This window comes from Nonomuraea sp. N2-4H, assembly GCF_045291505.1.
GTDB classification, from domain to species: domain Bacteria; phylum Actinomycetota; class Actinomycetes; order Streptosporangiales; family Streptosporangiaceae; genus Nonomuraea; species Nonomuraea fastidiosa.
Window position 1 is genome coordinate 8,258,578 of the sequence record NZ_CP147987.1, and the last position, 16,480, is coordinate 8,275,057.

General features: G+C 69.9%; 13 protein-coding genes and 3 tRNA genes. 13 read left to right on the forward strand and 3 right to left on the reverse strand.

Going from position 1 to position 16,480, the window contains the following annotated elements:
- The first annotated feature begins 5 nt into the window (after window positions 1-5).
- From WBK31_RS38295 to WBK31_RS38325, 7 genes are all read left to right on the forward strand, one after another.
- A complete protein-coding gene (locus WBK31_RS38295) occupies window positions 6-1,511 on the forward strand; it encodes a metallophosphoesterase (RefSeq protein WP_364063446.1) in 1,506 nt (501 codons plus the stop codon).
- Window positions 1,512-1,584: transfer RNA gene (locus WBK31_RS38300), tRNA-Glu, on the forward strand.
- A gap of 90 nt (window positions 1,585-1,674) precedes the next feature.
- Window positions 1,675-1,749 (forward strand) — tRNA-Asp (locus tag WBK31_RS38305).
- 5 nt (window positions 1,750-1,754) lie between these two features.
- Window positions 1,755-1,828: transfer RNA gene (locus WBK31_RS38310), tRNA-Phe, on the forward strand.
- Window positions 1,829-2,471: 643 nt separating this feature from the next.
- Window positions 2,472-3,011: a sigma-70 family RNA polymerase sigma factor gene (locus WBK31_RS38315; protein WP_364063443.1), complete on the forward strand. Its 540-nt coding sequence runs from the start codon at window positions 2,472-2,474 to the stop codon at window positions 3,009-3,011.
- Entirely contained in the window at window positions 3,008-3,928 is a 921-nt protein-coding gene (locus WBK31_RS38320; protein ID WP_406673987.1) for a hypothetical protein, read from the forward strand. Before WBK31_RS38315 ends, WBK31_RS38320 begins: the two co-directional genes overlap by 4 nt.
- A 553-nt stretch (window positions 3,929-4,481) precedes the next feature.
- Window positions 4,482-4,655 (forward strand): hypothetical protein, encoded by a 174-nt coding sequence (locus WBK31_RS38325; protein WP_364063437.1) that lies wholly within the window; start codon window positions 4,482-4,484, stop codon window positions 4,653-4,655.
- A gap of 16 nt (window positions 4,656-4,671) precedes the next feature.
- Here WBK31_RS38325 and WBK31_RS38330 read toward each other — a convergent pair whose 3' ends face one another.
- Complete coding sequence (locus WBK31_RS38330; RefSeq protein WP_406673988.1) at window positions 4,672-4,992, reverse strand: hypothetical protein; 321 nt, start codon at window positions 4,990-4,992, stop codon at window positions 4,672-4,674.
- Window positions 4,993-5,120: 128 nt separating this feature from the next.
- On the opposite strand from WBK31_RS38330, the gene WBK31_RS38335 reads away from it, so the two are divergent.
- From WBK31_RS38335 to WBK31_RS38355, 5 genes are all read left to right on the forward strand, one after another.
- Window positions 5,121-5,630, forward strand: a complete 510-nt coding sequence (locus WBK31_RS38335) for a hypothetical protein (protein WP_406673989.1) — start codon at window positions 5,121-5,123, stop codon at window positions 5,628-5,630.
- A 123-nt stretch (window positions 5,631-5,753) separates the two neighbouring features.
- The gene (locus tag WBK31_RS38340; protein ID WP_364063431.1) at window positions 5,754-6,134 is read left to right on the forward strand and encodes a YbaB/EbfC family nucleoid-associated protein; all 381 of its coding nucleotides are present in this window, start codon (window positions 5,754-5,756) and stop codon (window positions 6,132-6,134) included.
- A 59-nt stretch (window positions 6,135-6,193) separates the two neighbouring features.
- Window positions 6,194-8,539 carry a hypothetical protein gene (locus WBK31_RS38345; protein WP_406673990.1) on the forward strand — a complete coding sequence of 782 codons (2,346 nt, stop codon included), beginning with the start codon at window positions 6,194-6,196 and terminating at the stop codon, window positions 8,537-8,539.
- On the forward strand, window positions 8,473-10,545 hold the full coding sequence (locus WBK31_RS38350) for a hypothetical protein (RefSeq protein ID WP_406673991.1): 2,073 nt from the start codon (window positions 8,473-8,475) through the stop codon (window positions 10,543-10,545). Before WBK31_RS38345 ends, WBK31_RS38350 begins: the two co-directional genes overlap by 67 nt.
- A 1-nt stretch (window position 10,546) precedes the next feature.
- Window positions 10,547-11,245: a hypothetical protein gene (locus tag WBK31_RS38355; protein WP_364063425.1), complete on the forward strand. Its 699-nt coding sequence runs from the start codon at window positions 10,547-10,549 to the stop codon at window positions 11,243-11,245.
- A 149-nt stretch (window positions 11,246-11,394) separates the two neighbouring features.
- Here WBK31_RS38355 and WBK31_RS38360 read toward each other — a convergent pair whose 3' ends face one another.
- The gene (locus tag WBK31_RS38360) at window positions 11,395-13,443 is read right to left on the reverse strand and encodes a cellulose binding domain-containing protein (RefSeq protein ID WP_406673992.1); all 2,049 of its coding nucleotides are present in this window, start codon (window positions 13,441-13,443) and stop codon (window positions 11,395-11,397) included.
- Window positions 13,444-13,599: 156 nt separating this feature from the next.
- On the opposite strand from WBK31_RS38360, the gene WBK31_RS38365 reads away from it, so the two are divergent.
- The gene (locus WBK31_RS38365; protein WP_364063420.1) at window positions 13,600-14,577 is read left to right on the forward strand and encodes a helix-turn-helix domain-containing protein; all 978 of its coding nucleotides are present in this window, start codon (window positions 13,600-13,602) and stop codon (window positions 14,575-14,577) included.
- Between the two features lie 4 nt (window positions 14,578-14,581).
- Here WBK31_RS38365 and WBK31_RS38370 read toward each other — a convergent pair whose 3' ends face one another.
- Window positions 14,582-16,423, reverse strand: coding sequence for a PA domain-containing protein (locus tag WBK31_RS38370; RefSeq protein ID WP_406673993.1), 1,842 nt, complete (start codon window positions 16,421-16,423; stop codon window positions 14,582-14,584).
- Window positions 16,424-16,480: the final 57 nt, after the last annotated feature.

Below are 16,480 nucleotides of genomic sequence, written 5' to 3' on the forward strand. Positions count from 1 at the left end.
AGGCCGTGGCCGTGCTTTTCGTGGCCGCCGTGGGCGCGTGGCTCGGCATCTTTCTCAGCGGTACGGAGACCGCGCGCGTCGGCCCAGTGGAGGCCGGGATGTCCCTGCGGCCCGCCTGGACCGGCGAGACCGTCGTGGACGCGAGCCCCCTCGGCACCTTGACCTTCCGCACGCACAGCGCGCCGCTCAGGCTGCGCATCACGCTGGAGAACATCGACCAGGAACGCGCCAAAGCCCTCATCGAGGACCCGCGGGTGGCCGACCGGCTGCCCGAGATGATCGAGGACGATCTCCTGGACGGCGTGCGCGCGCTCCTCATCCGCTCGCTGCTGTGTGCGGGCGCCGGGGCCATGGTCGCCGTCATCCTCGTTCACCGGCGCCCCAGAACGGCCCTGATGGGCCTTCTGGCGGCCTCTGTGACCCTTTCCGCCACCGGGGCCCTGGCGGCCCTCACCTTCCGCCCCAACTCGCTTGTGGAGCCGCGCTACTCGGGCCTGGTGGCCGCCGCGCCGTCGCTGGTCGGCAGCGCGGAGTCGATCGTGACGCGTTTCGAGTCGTACCGGGCGCAGCTCACCAAACTCGTGACGAACGTCTCAAAGCTCTACGACACGGTCTCCACCCTGCCCCTGTACGAGGCCGACACGAAGACCATCAGAGTCCTGCACGTCTCCGACATCCACATCAATCCCATCGCCTGGAACGTCATCCACTCGCTGACGGACCAGTTCAGCGTCGACTTCATCGTCGACACCGGCGACATCTCCGACCACGGCACCAAGGCCGAGAACAAGTTCGTCGAGGAGATCGGCAAGCTCAAGGTCCCGTATGTGTACGTACGCGGCAATCACGACTCGATGACCACGCAGAAGGCCGTGGCCAAGCAGAAGAACGCGATCGTCCTCGACGACACCACGAAAAAGGTCGCCGGCCTGACCATCTACGGCCTCGGCGACCCCCGCTTCACCCCGGACAAGACCACCGACGCCTACTCGAACCCGGAATCGCTCCGCGAGTTCGCCCGCGCCCACCTCGGCAAGGTGGGCAAACCCGACCTGATCGCCGTACACGACCCCGACGCCGGGCGCGGCTTCTCCGGCCTCGCCCCCATGATCCTCTCCGGGCACACCCACGACCGGCGCACGAACATGCTCCCGACCGGCACCCGCCTGCTCATCCAGGGCTCCACCGGCGGCGCCGGCCTGCGCGCGCTCGAACACGCCCAGCCCACCCCCGTCCAGGCGTCCGTCCTGTACTTCGACAAAGAGACCAGACGCCTGCGGGCCTGGGACGACATCACGCTCGGCGGGCTCGGCGAGCAGTCGGTGTACATCCAGCGTCACGTGGAGCCCGACCCGCAACGTATGATTTCCCCGGAGCCGAAGAACGCCCCGTCGCCAACGGGATCGATCAAAGGCACCGGGTCATCGACCGCCGGTACGCCACTTTGGCATCAGGGGCAATCGTCCCCTATGCTTCAGGGGTCTCCGACGGAAGGCGACAGGGAATCCTGAGCCCCCATCGTCTAGCGGCCTAGGACACCGCCCTTTCAAGGCGGCGGCACGGGTTCGAATCCCGTTGGGGGCACTGCGAGCGCCTAGCGCACCCGCAAAACGGCTGGTCCAAGACCTCCGGAAAGCTGGTAAGCTAAGCGAGCGCAAACAGCAAGAAACGCAAGGTCCTGTGGAGCAGTTTGGAGTGCTCGCCACCCTGTCAAGGTGGAGGCCGCGGGTTCAAATCCCGTCAGGACCGCTCTGGGTCAGGTAGCTCAGTTGGTACGAGCGTCCGCCTGAAAAGCGGAAGGTCGGCAGTTCGACCCTGCCCCTGACCACAAGAACGACCATCAGAAACGCCCCGGACGGAATCGTCGTTCGGGGCTTTTTGATCTCCGCTGACAGCAACAGCGACAGCAACGATGCGCCTCAGGCGGGTGGGCGGGAAGGTTGACCGCAGCCGACCAGTGAATCCGCCTCACGCAAGTGCCGAAGCGGCCGGATTCAGGTGGCGGCTGAAGCTGCACAGGAATCGCAACGGCCATCGTGCGATGGTTCACCGATCGCGAGGACAGGGCGCCCCGCCCTGATCGGGCTGCAACGGCCTGAAGGCCAGGCACCACCCACCGCCCAGCCGTACAAGCAGTAGCTTTCGAACCTCAGTAGACACAACGACGGTCGGGCCAGAAAGCAACTTTTCACGTCCATCAGGGCAGCCCGCCTGCGCCAGCCGGTCGCCGGGCGGTCGCGGCCGACGTCGCCCACGCGCTCGACATCGTGAGGGATGCCCAGTCATGTGGGTGCCCTTCAAGCCGCCCAGGAGGTGTTCAAGCCGACCTCACCGACGCCCTGTGAGAAAGCGACTGTGAGCTCCCTCACATCAGGGCGTTTTGGTCATCGGTGAGTGATACCTGACGGCTGCGCGACATTCACCAGGTGGAAGGCACAACGTGCACCGCAATGGTGGAGGGGAGGCGGCGTGTGAGCGATGAAGACAGCTTCACCCGCATGTTCGAGGACCATTACGAGGCGGTTCTGCGGTACGCCTGGCGGCGGGTCGGTCCTGCGGACGCTCCGGATATAACCGCCGAGACGTTCAAGATCGCCTGGGAGAAGTACGAGCGATTGCCCCGGGAACATCCGCTGCCCTGGCTGTACGCGACGGCCCGGAATCTCATGCTGAATCTGATCAGACGAGACAACCGGCGAGACGCACTCGCAGGGCCGTTAGGCGAGGGTTTGACGCACCACTGTGCCGAAGCAGATCACGCGACCGCAGTCGTCGCACGCCAAACGGCGCTCGCCGCGCTGAACAGCCTGAGCGAGGACGACCGGGAACTGGTGCTCTTGATGTCTTGGGAAGGACTCGACCTCCGCGAAGCCGCGAAGGTGGTGGGCTGCTCCCGGCCTACGGCTGCCATGCGACTGCACCGCGCGCGCAAACGGCTGCGGCGCTTGCTCGGAGAAGAACCGCAAACCGTCGCTGCTCGCCAGCCTTCCTGCCAGGGGAATGCCGTATGACCGATCCTCTCAAGCAGTTGACGGCTACGCTCAAGACGCACGACCCTGCCGGCCATGTCCGAGCGGATCCTCTCGTGATGTCCGCCACTCTCCAAAGCGTCATCGCTGCGTCGATACGGGAATCCCCCAAGACCACACGGTCCTGGCAGAAGTGGCTCACCCTCATCCCCGTCACGGCACTCCTGGTCGGAGCAGCGGTCTTCGCGCCGGTCATCATGCACCCCGAGGAGATCGGTCCTATGACCGTGGGACCGGCCAAAGCGTTGGCGTTCACCAGGAACGGTGACTATATCGACGTCAGGATCCTGGACCCGGATGCCGACCCCGAGCGATACCGGCAGGACTTCGCGGCGTATGGCCTGAGCGTCGACTTGAAGATGAAACCCGCGTCGCCCAGCCTTGTCGGCGCGCTGGTCTCTGTCTCGGCTCCCCAAAGAATGGTGGTGTTCCACGGCGACGGTTTCGAAATCAAGGACGGAACTAATAGCCGCAGAATCAAGAAAATCGAAGGGACGGACTGCGGCCGGACATGGTGTCTGGCCGGGGTGAGTATTCCTGTCGATCTGCACAGCCCTTTCGAAGTCACCTTCGGGCGGGCCGCTCTGCCTGGCGAACGGTATGAGATCACAGGAGATCCGACGGCTCGCGGCGAGATCCTGGAAGGAATGAAGCCGGCGAACAAGACGGTGGGTGAAGTCAGGATCATGCTTCAGCAGCGGCATGCAACCGTCTCGCGTTACTACAAGGCACCTCCTGAGCCCGCCGGTCGTGGCGGCTCAGGCTTGGATGTGACCGAGCACCCTCTCCAAGCCGAAGACGTTCCCGACACCTGGTACGTGCATGAGGCATTGGGCGGTCCTGAGAAGGGCACGGTAAGGCTCATCGTCGCGCCCCGGCCCGCTGCCGACCCGCACTGAGTGGCCCTCACGCCTGCACGGCCGCACCTTCGACAGTGCGCGAGCGCGTTGCTGTCGTCCGCTGCACAGCCGGGAAGCACAGCAACGCCGCCACACGCACTACTTCGCATGTACGGTCCCCGCTGCTCGCGGCGCGTGGAAGATCAAGCGCAGGATGAAGGTGTCCAGGATGAACATGTCGGTGCCGTCCCAGTCGAACAGCCCGACCTGCCCCGGCGGGGCCTCAGGGGAGGCGGCCGCGCGCGAACTCGGTCACTGACATGAGGACATACTCAACGATGTCGCAGGTCCCGGCGAAGTGGTGACGGTAGCGCTGACACCAGCGCCCCCGCTCACGCCCGTACGGGTCAGACCTCCCGGGGCGGCGGGGAGTCAGTCGCCTGGATCGCCGAGGTCGCGGGTGAGCCTGCCGGGGTGTCGAAGCGTACGGGCTGCCTGCCCACCAGCTCCGTCAGGTGCGCTTCGAGGGCTCCGAGCTCGGCGGTGCCGATCTGCCGCCCACCGCTCGCGTAGCTCGTCGAAGATCGCTTCGCCCCCCGGGCCGCGGGCGTCCGTGCCGGCGGTCGGCGCCGGCGGCGGCTCCTTCACGGCGGACACCTTGTCCCAGGCCGCGTCGGCCGAGGTCACGTCCGTGCTGCTCGACGGCGTGGGCCACTACGTCGCGATGGAGGCCCCCGAGGCGCTGGCGGGCGCGATCCGCGGTTTCGTCGCGGGCATCGACGCCTGAGCCGGGCGCGCTATGGTCACGGCCGGCGGCGGGTGAGGGAGCGGACCAGCATGGTGCCGGTGATCGCGGCGATCAGCAGGCAGCCGACGATCTCGGCGGTGAGTGCGAGGCCGGTGCCGAGGTTCCCGGCGAGGGCGTCGGCCGCCATGCGGACCGGCAGGAAGCCCATGGCGGTCCAGCAGAACGCGCGGTAGGCGAGCATCAGGACCCCGTCCCACCGGACGGGCAGCAGCCCCCACAGCAGCACCCCCAGGCCGATGAAGGCCAGGTAGAGCCAGTACGCGAGCGAGCCCTTCACCTCGGGCGGGAACCACGCGGCGCCTCCCGCCACCTCCACGCCGACGACCTCCCCGCGCCAGAGCCGGAGCGTGGCCTGGCCTGTCCTCGGCCTTGGCGTAGAAGCGCGCGTCCACGTCACGGGCCTGCCGGGTGCCGTCGGCCCGCTGCCAGGTGATCTCGTGGTGGGTGATCGTGCGCGTGGACGTGCGGGTGCGGCCGTCGGCGTCGGTGTGGGTGGTGGTCTCGGTGGTGGTGTACGTGCGCCGGTCGGCGATGGTGCCGCCCTCGGCGCCGAAGCAGCCGCCGCCGCTCCGCTCGCAGGCCATCATCTCGCGGAACTCCGTGGTCTGCCGGTACGGTCCCACGGCGGCGATGAGCGACACCACGAGCACCGCCAGACCTGCCGCGACCACGATCCACCGCGCCCATGAACGCCCGCCCGGCGAGACGCGGCGCGGCGGCGGAGAGTGCTGGGGAAACGTCACAACCTGTCCCGCATTCCTTCGGCTGTGTCATTCTTGCTCGAACCGTCCGTCCTCCCGTGCGGAGGGCGTCGGCGTTCTTTGCCGTGCCGTACGCGCGATCGCACGGATTCCGCTGCCTGCGGCCGCCGCGCGCCACGGGCATCGCCGGTACGCCGTGCCACTCTGCCCGTTCTTGCCGCACGCCTCCAAGTCGATCTGGGAGGGTGAATGATCACGAGATGTCGCGATCTTTCACCTGTACAACATGGACTTCAGCCCCCTATGTGGCTTCTGGCGCTTCTGCAACCAATGTTGAATGTGGTATGAACTGTCCTTTACGGGGGTAGTAAGATTGATGAACAATTTCGAAGCTTCGGTCGAGGAACTGGCAGAGCAGGTCAACGAGCAGATCTCGCGCGTACGCGAGACGTACGGGGCGCTCGACGCGGTGGAGGCCACCAAGACCTCGTCCGACGGCATGATCAGCGTCACTGTGGGGTCGCAGGGGCAGCTCCGCGACCTTCGCCTGGACCCGCGTGTCTACCGCAAGCTCTCCGCGTCCGAGCTGGCCGACGCCATCATGGTGCAGATCCGCAGGGCTACGGCGGACGTCGACGAGCAGCGGCGGCGGCTCATGGAGCCGCTGCTGCCGGAAGGGCTGCCGTACGAGCAGGTCTTCGGCGAGCGCGTCTCGCTCGACGCGTTCGTGCCCCCGACCGTGGATCCCGGCGCATGAACGCTCTGATCCGCCGCCTCCGAGCGGCCGGCGCCGGAACGTTCCAGGGCTGACGGTTCATGGGGTTCGACGGGTTCCTCGTTCCCGACTGGGCCAAGCCGTACGTGGGCTGGGCCGTCGGCATGGACTGGCCTGAAGGCGACGAGACCGGGTGTTTCCGGCTCGCCGACGCGTGCGTGACCGCCGCGCACCGCGTCGTCGAGGGCACCGCCGCCGATCAGCCGTGGAGCGCGGACAAGATCGGAGCGGACTGGGACGGCGCCGCCCACCTCGCCTTCGCCGAGCACGTCGCGAAGAGAGTCGGAGGCCGGGCCGCCGAGCTGGTCGACCGGCTCATCAAGGCCGCCGTCGCGCTCAACGGCGTCGGCGTGCAGATCCAGTACGCCAAGTACATGATCGAGATGACGGTCTGGCTGCTGGTCGCGCAGCTTTCGTACCTGCTGGCGATGGCCGTCGCCACCAAGGGAGCGAGCCTGCTGCTCATCGGGCCGCGCGTACAGATCGCCCGCCTCACCATCGCGCAGATCGCCAAGCTGGCACTCAAGAACATCGCCATCTTCGCCGGGATCGTCGCGGGCATGGACGCGGGCGTCCAGCTCGCGCAGATCGCCAAGGGCCGCAGGGACGAGCTGGACCTGCGGCAGATCGGGGTGTCGGCGCTGAGCGGCGGCGCCATGGGCGGGCTCATGGGGCTGCTGAGCGGCGGGCTCACCCGGCTCGCCACGCCCGCCCTGCGCGCCGGGCTGACGAAGGCGGAGATGACCACCATGGAGCGGCTGCTGGCGGCCGCCCACTCGTCCGTGTACGGGCAGGCCGCCCAGTACGCGCTGACCGGCGGCATCACCACGGCCGGGACCATGCTGGCGCAGGGCGACTTCGACTGGGACATGCTGGCCAAGGGCATCACGTCCAGCGCGCTCGGCGCCGACGGGCAGCACCTCACCACGACGCTTCCCGGCCGTCGCGTCCCGTCCTCGTACGGCGACTCGCTCACCGGCCCCGCCCTCGGCTCCGGCCCCGGCCCTGGCTCCGGACCTGGCCATGGCTCCGTCCCGGATCCCGGTCCTGGTTCCCGGCCCGACGTCACCTCGGGCGCGGGTGCGCGGGATGGCCAGGATCCGGGGGCCGCTCCTGGCTCCCGTTCCGGATCTGAGACGCAGGGGAACGACGGCTCCGGCGGCGGGCCGGGCACTGTGTCCGTGCAAGGGGCGCCGTCGACTGTCGCCGGGCCGGGTCCCGTCGCTGACGGCGGCGCCACGCTGAGCCAGGCAGGTGACCCCGGTGCCGGTGCCGGTGCTGGCGCTGGTGCGGAAGGTGCCCGTCAGGCTTCCGCCGCGCCGTACCCGGGGCTCGATCGGCAAGCGCACGTGCCGCAGGGGGAGGTCCGGCAGCAGGGCGGGCCGGAGCAGCGGACCACACCCGGCCAGGGTGGCGAGGCCGCTCCACGTTCCAGAACGCCGGAGGCGTCGCAGGCCCGCACCACGCCCGAGGCGTCGTCGGTCCGCACCGCGTCGGAGGCGTCGGTCCGCACCACGCCGGAGCCTTCCGCTGCTCGGCACGCATCCGCCTCTTCGGCGGAACGCGGCAGACCGGAGCAACCGGCCGCGACACCGTCCGATCGTGCTGCGGCGCCGTCCGACCGCACCTCCGCACCCGCCGACCGCGCCGCGGCACCGTCCGATCGTGCGTCCGCACCGTCCGACCGCACTTCGGCCGCGGCGACCGGTACGGCGGGCGCGACCAGGGCTGCTGGGACGGCCGGGGACGCGCCGCCCTCCATCAGGCCGAGCGAGGCGCTGTCACCCAGCAGGGCGGATGAGTCGTCGGCCGCCGCCAGGCCGGGCGAGGTGCCGGGCCCGAGGCCGAGCGAGGCACCGGGGCCGAGCAGGATCGAGCGGCTGCTCAACCACCTGCCCGAACCCGACTCCGCGCCGCCCACGCGGGCGGTGAGCCGCGCCGAGGGCGCGGTGACGGACCGGCCGGGGGAAGGCACGCCACCACCGCCCCAGGCGAACGGAGCCGTGCAACCGCAAGGCCGCGCCGCCACACCACAACCCACCGGCGACGGTGCACCCCCAGCGCGGCCAGGGGAGGACTCCGGGGGCGCCGGCCAGAGCGGCCCGCGGGCGGCGCGGGTGCCGTTCGACTTCGAGCGGTTCTACAACGACCCCCGCTGGTACGACGAGGCCACCAGGTTCGAGCAGCGCCTGGGCGCGTACTACTTCAACGACCCCCGAACGCTGGACGCCGCCAGGGCCGCGCTCGCCAAGATGCGCGACGTCCTCATGAGCTCACCCCGAGACGGCCGGATGAGACCCCTGAGGCGTTCGCCCGCCGCGTGGAGAGCGTCTTCTTCAAGGACGACCCGGCCAGCGCCGGCCAGGTCGGTACGCGGGCCGGCCTGACCGTGGACGACCTGCTCGCGCACGGGAACCTCCGCGAGCTGGTGACGGCGTTCTACAACGGCGCCTACTACAACCGCGACAATCTCGGCATCTTCGGCAACGCGCTGCTCGACATCATGGACACCGGCGGCTGGGACCGCGCCCGGCAGGCAGGGCTCGACGTCGAGGCGGTGCGCCGCGCGCACCACCAGCTCGACGAGCGGCTGCACCGTCCGGTGCTGGGGCGGCTCGAGTGGAGGTTCATGGACGGCAGTTACACGTTCACCCGCGACCCGTTCGGCACCGGCAACGTGGGCATGATGTCGGAGCGCGGGGCCAGGGACGTCGTGGAGATGGTGTCGAGCCAGTACAGCAGGCGCGACCGTACGGAAACCGAGATCCAGGAGCTGGGACTCAACACGACGCCGGCGCACTACGAGCGGCTGGGCACGCCCCTCGGCAGGTACGAGCGGGCGTACGCGGAGCAGCACACCGGCGGCCGGCTCGACCCGGACACGCCGCTGCCGTGGCGCGAGGGCGTGACGATGCACGACACGACGTCGAGCCGGTGGGCGCGCAAGGTCGCGAGCGAGGGCTTCCCGGTGATCGACGGCGTCTCGGGCACCACGGCGAAGATGCTGACGGCGGTCAAGTTCCTCAACCTCGGGCCGGCGATGACGGAGCGGTTCCTGGGCGCGCTGATGGGGTGGATGCTGCCGGGCCGGGATCACTCGCTGTTCGAGATCGCCAGGGGCGCGCAGATCGCCGGCGTGGGCGGGATGCGGCTGGAGCCCGGCGCCCGGCCCACCGCCGTGGACTTTTACCGGAACCTGCCCGGCATCGACCTCGCCACGCTGCGGCGCGAGGTGCTGCCCGACGGGATGTTCCCGCACGAGTCCCGCTATTACACGAACGCCAGGGACATCGCCGGATTCTCCGAGACTCAGCACCACAAGGTGATCGATACCGTCGATCGCCTGTGGCCGCAGCTCGAAAGCGGCCGGGTGACCGACCCGGACCTCGCGGCGTGGCTCGATCGTTCCGGCATCGACCCGGGGAACCCCGACGCCGTCCGGGCGCTGGGCGAACGTCTGTCACCGGCGCACGTGATGGCGCTGACCGTGTACACCAGGCACAGCCACTACCTGATCAACAACGTCACGCGCTTCCAGCTCTGGACCGACGGGATCTCCGAGTCGCTGGTGCGCAACCGCATGGCGGCCAAGGTCGATCAGCTCGTCGGCAACTACCTGGACAACATCGCCGCGCGCACCAAGGCGCTCCCGCTGCCGCTGGCCCTGCGCCCGATGCTGCACGAGGGCGCCGGCCACCTCACCTCGGAGTCGCCGCTGAACCCGCTCGCCGACGCGTACGTGGACGCCGTCCGCCGATCGGACGAGGCCGCCGAGCGCTTCAAGCAGGCCAGGGACGAGGGCCGCAGGGACGACGCCAGGCAGGCGAGCCAGGACATGCGGGCGGCCAGAAGGGACCGGCAGCACGCATGGGATGCGCTGAAGGAACACGTCGGCCGGGTCGTCCCGCGGCTGTGGGACGAGATGCGCTGGCACGCCGACATGGTGCACGACGCGATGATGCAGCTTCCCGGGGTGGGCTCGCCGGAGCGGCCCGTGATCGCCTATCGGGGGGACTGGCTGTCGCCGGCGCAGTGGCCCATCTACGGTGCGCCGTTCTATCCGCACGGAATGGCCCGCGAGTTTCTCAGCGTGAGCAGGCTGCTTGAGGTCGCGATCAGGTTCATGGCCGAGAACCCGGCGGGAGACCATAAGGTCATCGTGGCCTATCGGCTCACTGGCGGGCAGGCCAAGGACATCTCGGTCTTCTCCTCCTTCGCCGAGGACCAGGAGGCCGTCTTCCCGCCGCGCTCGCGCATGACCAGGGTGGACGATCCGGAGTTCGCGGCGCGGCTGCGCGAGGAGGTGGACCGGGTGGCGGCCGATATGGTCGAGCGAGGCGTCATCCCGGAGGTGCCGCGCTCGTACGACATCATCGTGATGGAGGAAGGCTGACGTGAGCACCCCATGGGGCGCGCTGGACGACCGGGCCTGGCGGCTGTACGCCGGCGTGCACCGGCTGCTGATCCGCCTGGCCGGGCGGCTGCCCGACGAGGTCGTCACCCGGGCCAGGACCATGCTGGCCGCGGGCGACCTGGCGTACCTGCCCGACATGCTGACGCTCGCGGCGGCCGAGAACGGCGTCTCGCTGACGGCCGGGGACCTCGACCTCCTGCGCGACGTGCTCGCCGCACTCGGCCTGGACGGCGAACCCGCCGGGGCGGCCGCCGTGCCGCCGCAGGACGGCACGGAAGCCCCCGGATACGCCTTCTCTCCTGATTCGGTACGTCCCCCGCGCATCCCGCCAGGGCTCGACCTGAGCAGCGGGGTCCCTCCTGAGTCGGCCGACCTGGAGGACGACCTGTTCGACCTCACCGACCACCTCGTGGTGGACGCGCTGAGCGAGCGCGCGGGTGTCGTGACGGTACGGCGGGCCTGGCGCGCGACCCTCGACGGCTCGGGAGCCCCGCACCGCGTCTACCTGGCGGAGGTGGATCCGGGCGTCGCCGCCTGGGAGCTGACCGCTGAGGCGCAGACCGAGATGGATCAGATGGACGAGCCCGACCCGCAGGTGGAGGTCTACTGGACCGGCGACGACCTGCCGCCCTACCACCGCGCCGCCCTGACCGCCGCCGTCCTCCTCTGGCACCGCTGAACGCAGGACGAAGAGCAGGCCGGGCTCACCCCCTGAGCGGCGGGTGAATCACCCCCTGAGCGGCGGGTGAAGGGGAGGCCGAGCCGCCCGGCTGATGGGCCGGGCCCGTGCTGACGGCGGGCCCGGCTCGACGCGAAGGTCGGCGCAGGTCAGGGGACGGTGGTGCAGGTGGTGCCGTTCAGGGTGAAGACGGTGGGCAGGACGTTCGGCCCGGAGTAGTTGCCGACGAACCCGATCGTGGCCGTGGCCCCGGTGTCCAGCGTCGGGTTGGCGGCCTCGTTCACGGCGCGCACCTCGCGTCCGTCCTCCGTCCACACCGCGCTCCAGCCGCTGTCCAGGCTCTGCCAGGCTCGTGGCCAGGTGAAGGAGAGCGTCCAGCCGTCGAGCGGGGCGCCGTGGTTGGTGATGTCGAGCGAGCCGACGTAGCCGCTGGACCAGTCGGACTGGACGGTCAGCTTCACGCTGCACGAGCTGTCGGCGGGGGTGCCGGTGGTGAAGGTGAGCGGGGCGGACGGCCAGGACTGCGCGCCGCCGGTGTCGCGGGCCAGCACGTTCACGGTGTAGCGGGTGCCGGGCTTGAGGTTGCGTACGGTGATGGTGGTGCCGGAGGTCTCGCCGAGCTGCTCGGTGACGGCGCCGTGCTGGCGGACCACCTCATACTTGGCGATCTTGCGGGTGCCGGGCTTTGCGGCGGGCCAGGTGAGGGTGGCGGTGGTGCCGGTCACGGCGGTGAGCTTCGGCTGTCCCGGGCTGCCAGGGCGGTCGGCCTGGGGGTCCGCGGGGCGCAGGATGACGGTGGTCATGGACAGCGGCGGCAGCGTCTGCGCGGTCGGGGTGCCGGTGGAGCCGCTGGTGATCGAGGTGGCACCGTTGGTGTGGGTCAGTACGGTGGGCGCGCCGGCGGCGGGGGCGAAGCCGGTGTAGTCGAGCTCAACCGGGTACGACGTGTCCTCCGAGGTGTTGATCAGCAGGACGGCGAGGTCGCCGTTGGGCCGGCGTACGGCGTGCGCGGCCACCTCGGGCCGGTCGGTGGCCGCGCGGATGAAGCGGTCACCGGGCCTGGCGAACTTGCCGACCATCTGCAGCGCGTAGTAGGGCGCGAAGGGGGTGTTGAGCGGCGGCTCGCAGACGCTGCCGTCGGAGGTGCAGGAGGCGCTCGACAGCAGGCCGAAGTCGCCGTAGTCGGTGTGCCCCGCGACCTCGGTGACCTCGCCGATGCCGTTGTGCACGTTCCACCAGTCCACGGTGAAGACGCCGTTCGCGAGCAGGGTCGCGTACGAGTCGGCGGCGGCCAGCGCGCCCGGCTGGGTGTTGGTGCCGTTGCTGCTCGACCCGGTGTTGAACTCGGTCATCGCGATGCCGATCCGCTCGGAGCCGGGCCCTGCGTACGTGGCGATCTGCTCGCGGGTGAGCTGGATCATGTCGGAGATGTGTCCGGTCCTGTCGAGGGCGCCGGGGTACCAGTGCAGGATCACGAAGTCGATCTTTGAGCCGGCGGTGGACAGCACGACCTGGTTCCACGAGCCGCTGTCGCCCTCGGCCACGATGGCGTCGGGCCAGTTGGCGGGGGTGGTCAGCACCGCGCCGATCTTGATGGTGGGGTCGACGGCCTTCATGGCGTCGGCGTAGGCGACGACGTTGCGGGCGTACTCGTGGGGGCTCTTGTCGGGGTGGTCGTCGGCCTCCCACTCGGCGCCGTAGTGGCCGTTGCCGTAGATCTCGTTGCCGATCTCCCAGTACTTGATGCCGTACCGCTTGGTGATGTTGGCGTAGCGGACCCAGCCGGCGGCCTCCTCGGCGGTGCCGGTGCCGTAGTTGGCGGTCACCATGGCCTGCGCGCCGGTCCTGCGCACGCCGTTCATGAACGTGTCGAAGTCGGTGTCCGGCGCCACGTAGCCGCCCGGGGCGGTGTGGGTCTCCCAGTGGTAGATGTCGGAGTAGGAGCCGCCGGGGTAGCGCAGCAACTTCACGCCGGCGTCCTTGAGCAGGTCGGCGGTCTCGTTCGTGCCCAGGTTCGTGTCCCAGATGGCGTGGTTGGTCCCGATGCCGGTCTCGGGGACGGTGGCCAGGCCCGCTCGGGCGTTGACGGCGACGTGTACGGGCTCGTCGTCTGATGCGTACGCGGTGGTGGCTGGAGCGTTGAACGCGGCCAGCGTCAGCAGGACGGCCAGCGCGGCTCGTAACGGGACTTTCGGCATCGGCGCACCTCGTGCTGGACGGCGGGGGACTCAGGCGGGGGATTCACTCGACGCCTCCTCCTGACCAGGAAGCAAGGCGATCATCAGGGGTCGCCTCACGCCCGTCAATCGCGGCTGAAACTTTCATGAAATGCCTCGGATGCCATGATGGAGCGCATGCTGGAGGCTGCGGGACTGGACGAAACGGAGGAGCGGGCCTACCGGGCACTCGTACGAGCGGGGGAGGGCGACGTCGCCGGGCTGGCCGCCGAGCTGGGCATCAGCGACGACGAGGCGGCCAAGGCGCTGGCCGGGATGCGCGAGCAGGGGCTGGTCAGGGAGGTGGCGGCGGGCAGGTACGCGCCGGTGGCGCCGGACGTGGCGCTCGGCCCGCGGCTCGTACGCGGCCAGGAGGCCATCGACTGGGCCCGCCAGGCGGTCGAGCAGCTCTCTGAGGAGTACCGGGCGAGCGTGCGCAGGCGGGACGCGCACCGGCTGATCGAGGTGCTGCCGAGCCGGGCCGCGCTGCGCGAGCAGGTGCGCCACCTGCAGGACCGCGCGCGCGATGAGGTGCTGTACTTCTGCCGCGCCGGTCACGTGGTGATGCCGTCGCAGGACAACGACGAGGAGCTGGAGGCGCTCGGCCGGGGCGTGAGCTACCGCGTCATCTACGAGCGGGCCCTGCTGGAGGAGCCCGGCATGGTGGAGAACGTCGCGTACGGCATCAAGCTCGGCGAGCAGGCCCGCGCCGTGCGGGCGCTGCCGGTGCGGATGATGATCGTGGACCGGGAGACGGCGCTGCTGCCGCTGGTGCAGCACGTCGGCGGGATCGCCGAGCTGACGGCCGCGCTGGTCAGGGAGAGCAGCCTGCTGGAGGCGCTGATCGCGCTGTTCGAGGCGCAGTGGGAGCGGGCGACGCCCATCAGGTTCTCCGAGGACGGCCAGGTGGCCGACACCGGGTCATGCCCGCTGGACGCCGACGAGCTCTACCTGCTGTCGCTGCTGGTGGCGGGCGTGCCGGAGAAGACGATCGCGAGCCAGCTCGGGCTCAGCCTCCGTACGGTGCAGCGCCGCGTCTACCACCTGATGCGGCTCGCGGGCGCGCAGACCAGGATGCAACTTGCCTGGCATGCGGCCCGCGAGCGCTGGTTGTGACCGGTCAGCGCACGCCGTACGCCCTGGTCACGGTCTGCTCGAACCGGCTGCCCTTGTCACCCGTCACGGTGACCCGCAGGGACACGCCGGTCTCGGTCTTCTTGTGCCCGACGAGGGCGGTGTAGCGGCCCTGGCCGAGCGGCAGCACCGGGATGGGCTTCCAGGTCTTGCCGTCGTCGTACGACAGCTCGGCCTTGAAGGTCTTCGCCCCCTTGGCGGTGAAGCCGAGCGGCACGGGGAGCCCCTTCGGCACCCTGCCTTCGAGGTCGGCGGGGATGTCGTAGTCCACGCCGAGCAGCGGCAGCGCCTGAGTGCCCTGCGTGCGGGCCGACCTGAACGTCCACGCCGACTCGGTGGCGGTGGCGTAGCGCCAGGTCTCCGACGTGCGGGCGGTGGACAGCTCCATGCGGTACTCGGCGTCCCGCTCGGCCGCGGTGAACGTGCCGCGCAGCGAGTCGCGCTCCTCCACCAGCTTGCCGTCGCGGTAGAAGCGGGCCTTGACGGTGTCCGTGGTGTCGCTGCCGCCGGCGTAGCCGGTGTGGCCGTCGGCGTCCACGAACTCGGGCACCTGGATCGCGAGCACGTCGCCCGTACGGGTGGCGCTCGTCACGGCCGGCCGGACGACGGGGGCGAACCACCGCTCCTTGACCGTCTCACCCGCCCGGTACGAGCGCGGCCCGTCGGTCAGGCCGCCGCGCAGCCGCGAGTTGGACTCCCAGGTGTGCATGTGCTGCACGATGTGCTGCCACTGAGTGTCGCCGGAGCTGACGTACTCGGCCCTGCGGTTGGCGGTCGGCAGGACGCGCTGCGTCTCCATCTGGGCGTCCAGGCTGTAGATCTGCCAGGGCCGCCAGCCGAAGCGCTGGTCCTTGGCGTACCGATCGCTGCCGGTCGCCGGGTAGTGGGAGTCGACCAGGGCGGTGTTGCGCCAGTTCACGTCGTGCACGATCTTCTCGGGCACCCGGCCGGAGGAGACCTGCATGACCTCGTACAGGTACGGGGTCTGGAACCGGCCGGTCACCTCCACCGTGCCGCCGCCCTTGCGCAGGCGGTCGAGCAGCACCTGGCCGCGATCATGCGTGATCATCAGGGCGGGCAGCGGGTCACGGTCGCCGGTCGGCTGCCACGGCTGCCACATCGGCGAGCCGTCGGGGCCGACCACGATCACCGCGGCCGCGCCGCGCTCCTTGAGGCCGTCGAACTTGCTGTTCCAGTCGCCCTGCTCCTTGCTGGTGATGACGGCGATCTTGCCCTTCAGCTTGCCGTCCGCGTCGCCGTCGGCGAGCTTCCAGCGCTTGGTGCCGGAGATCTCGGGCGACCTGATCGTCGGACGGACCAGCAGGGTGTCGCGGCCGACCTTGACGGTCACCCGGGGCGCGGCGAGCTGCCAGCGGGAGGAGAACTCGAACGTGCCCTCCTGCACCTGGGCGGTCGGGGTGACGGCCAGGGCCTCGACGGAGGGGAAGTTCATCGCGCCGAAGGCGAGCCTTCTGTTGCCGATCGTGCGGTAGGTGAAGTAGGTGGCGATGCCGTCCTGCATCACCGGCTGCGAGGTCCTGATCTCGATCGGCACGGCCTTCCTGGCGTCGAGCACGACCTCCAGGTCCCGGTCCACCTTCAGCTCGGGGAAGAGGATCAGGGAGTCGACGGGCAGCTCGTCGTGCGACTCGCCCATGACGGCCTGCGTGTGGTAGACGCCCTCGGGGACCTCGACGGTCCAGCCCGCCTGCTCGTCCAGGATGTAGCCGAACGCGTCGTCCCTGCTGGACGCGCTCTGCATCATGATCACGGGGACGCGGGCGGGCGAGCCGTCGCGTTCGATCCCGGTGAAGTGCACCTTGTGCATCTTGCCGCGGGTGGTCAGCGCGAGCGTGGTGTGCGCGAACGCGGAGCCGTCCGCGGT

What these genes read in the sequence shown, in the direction of transcription:
- WBK31_RS38320 (WP_406673987.1), top strand. Translation starts at nt 3,008, where the DNA reads ATGACCGATCCTCTCAAGCAGTTGACGGCTACGCTCAAGACGCACGAC.
- WBK31_RS38340 (WP_364063431.1), top strand. Translation starts at nt 5,754, where the DNA reads ATGAACAATTTCGAAGCTTCGGTCGAGGAACTGGCAGAGCAGGTCAAC.
- WBK31_RS38345 (WP_406673990.1), top strand. Translation starts at nt 6,194, where the DNA reads ATGGGGTTCGACGGGTTCCTCGTTCCCGACTGGGCCAAGCCGTACGTG.
- WBK31_RS38360 (WP_406673992.1), bottom strand. Translation starts at nt 13,443, where the DNA reads ATGCCGAAAGTCCCGTTACGAGCCGCGCTGGCCGTCCTGCTGACGCTG.
- WBK31_RS38365 (WP_364063420.1), top strand. Translation starts at nt 13,600, where the DNA reads ATGCTGGAGGCTGCGGGACTGGACGAAACGGAGGAGCGGGCCTACCGG.
- WBK31_RS38370 (WP_406673993.1), bottom strand. Translation starts at nt 16,423, where the DNA reads ATGCACAAGGTGCACTTCACCGGGATCGAACGCGACGGCTCGCCCGCC.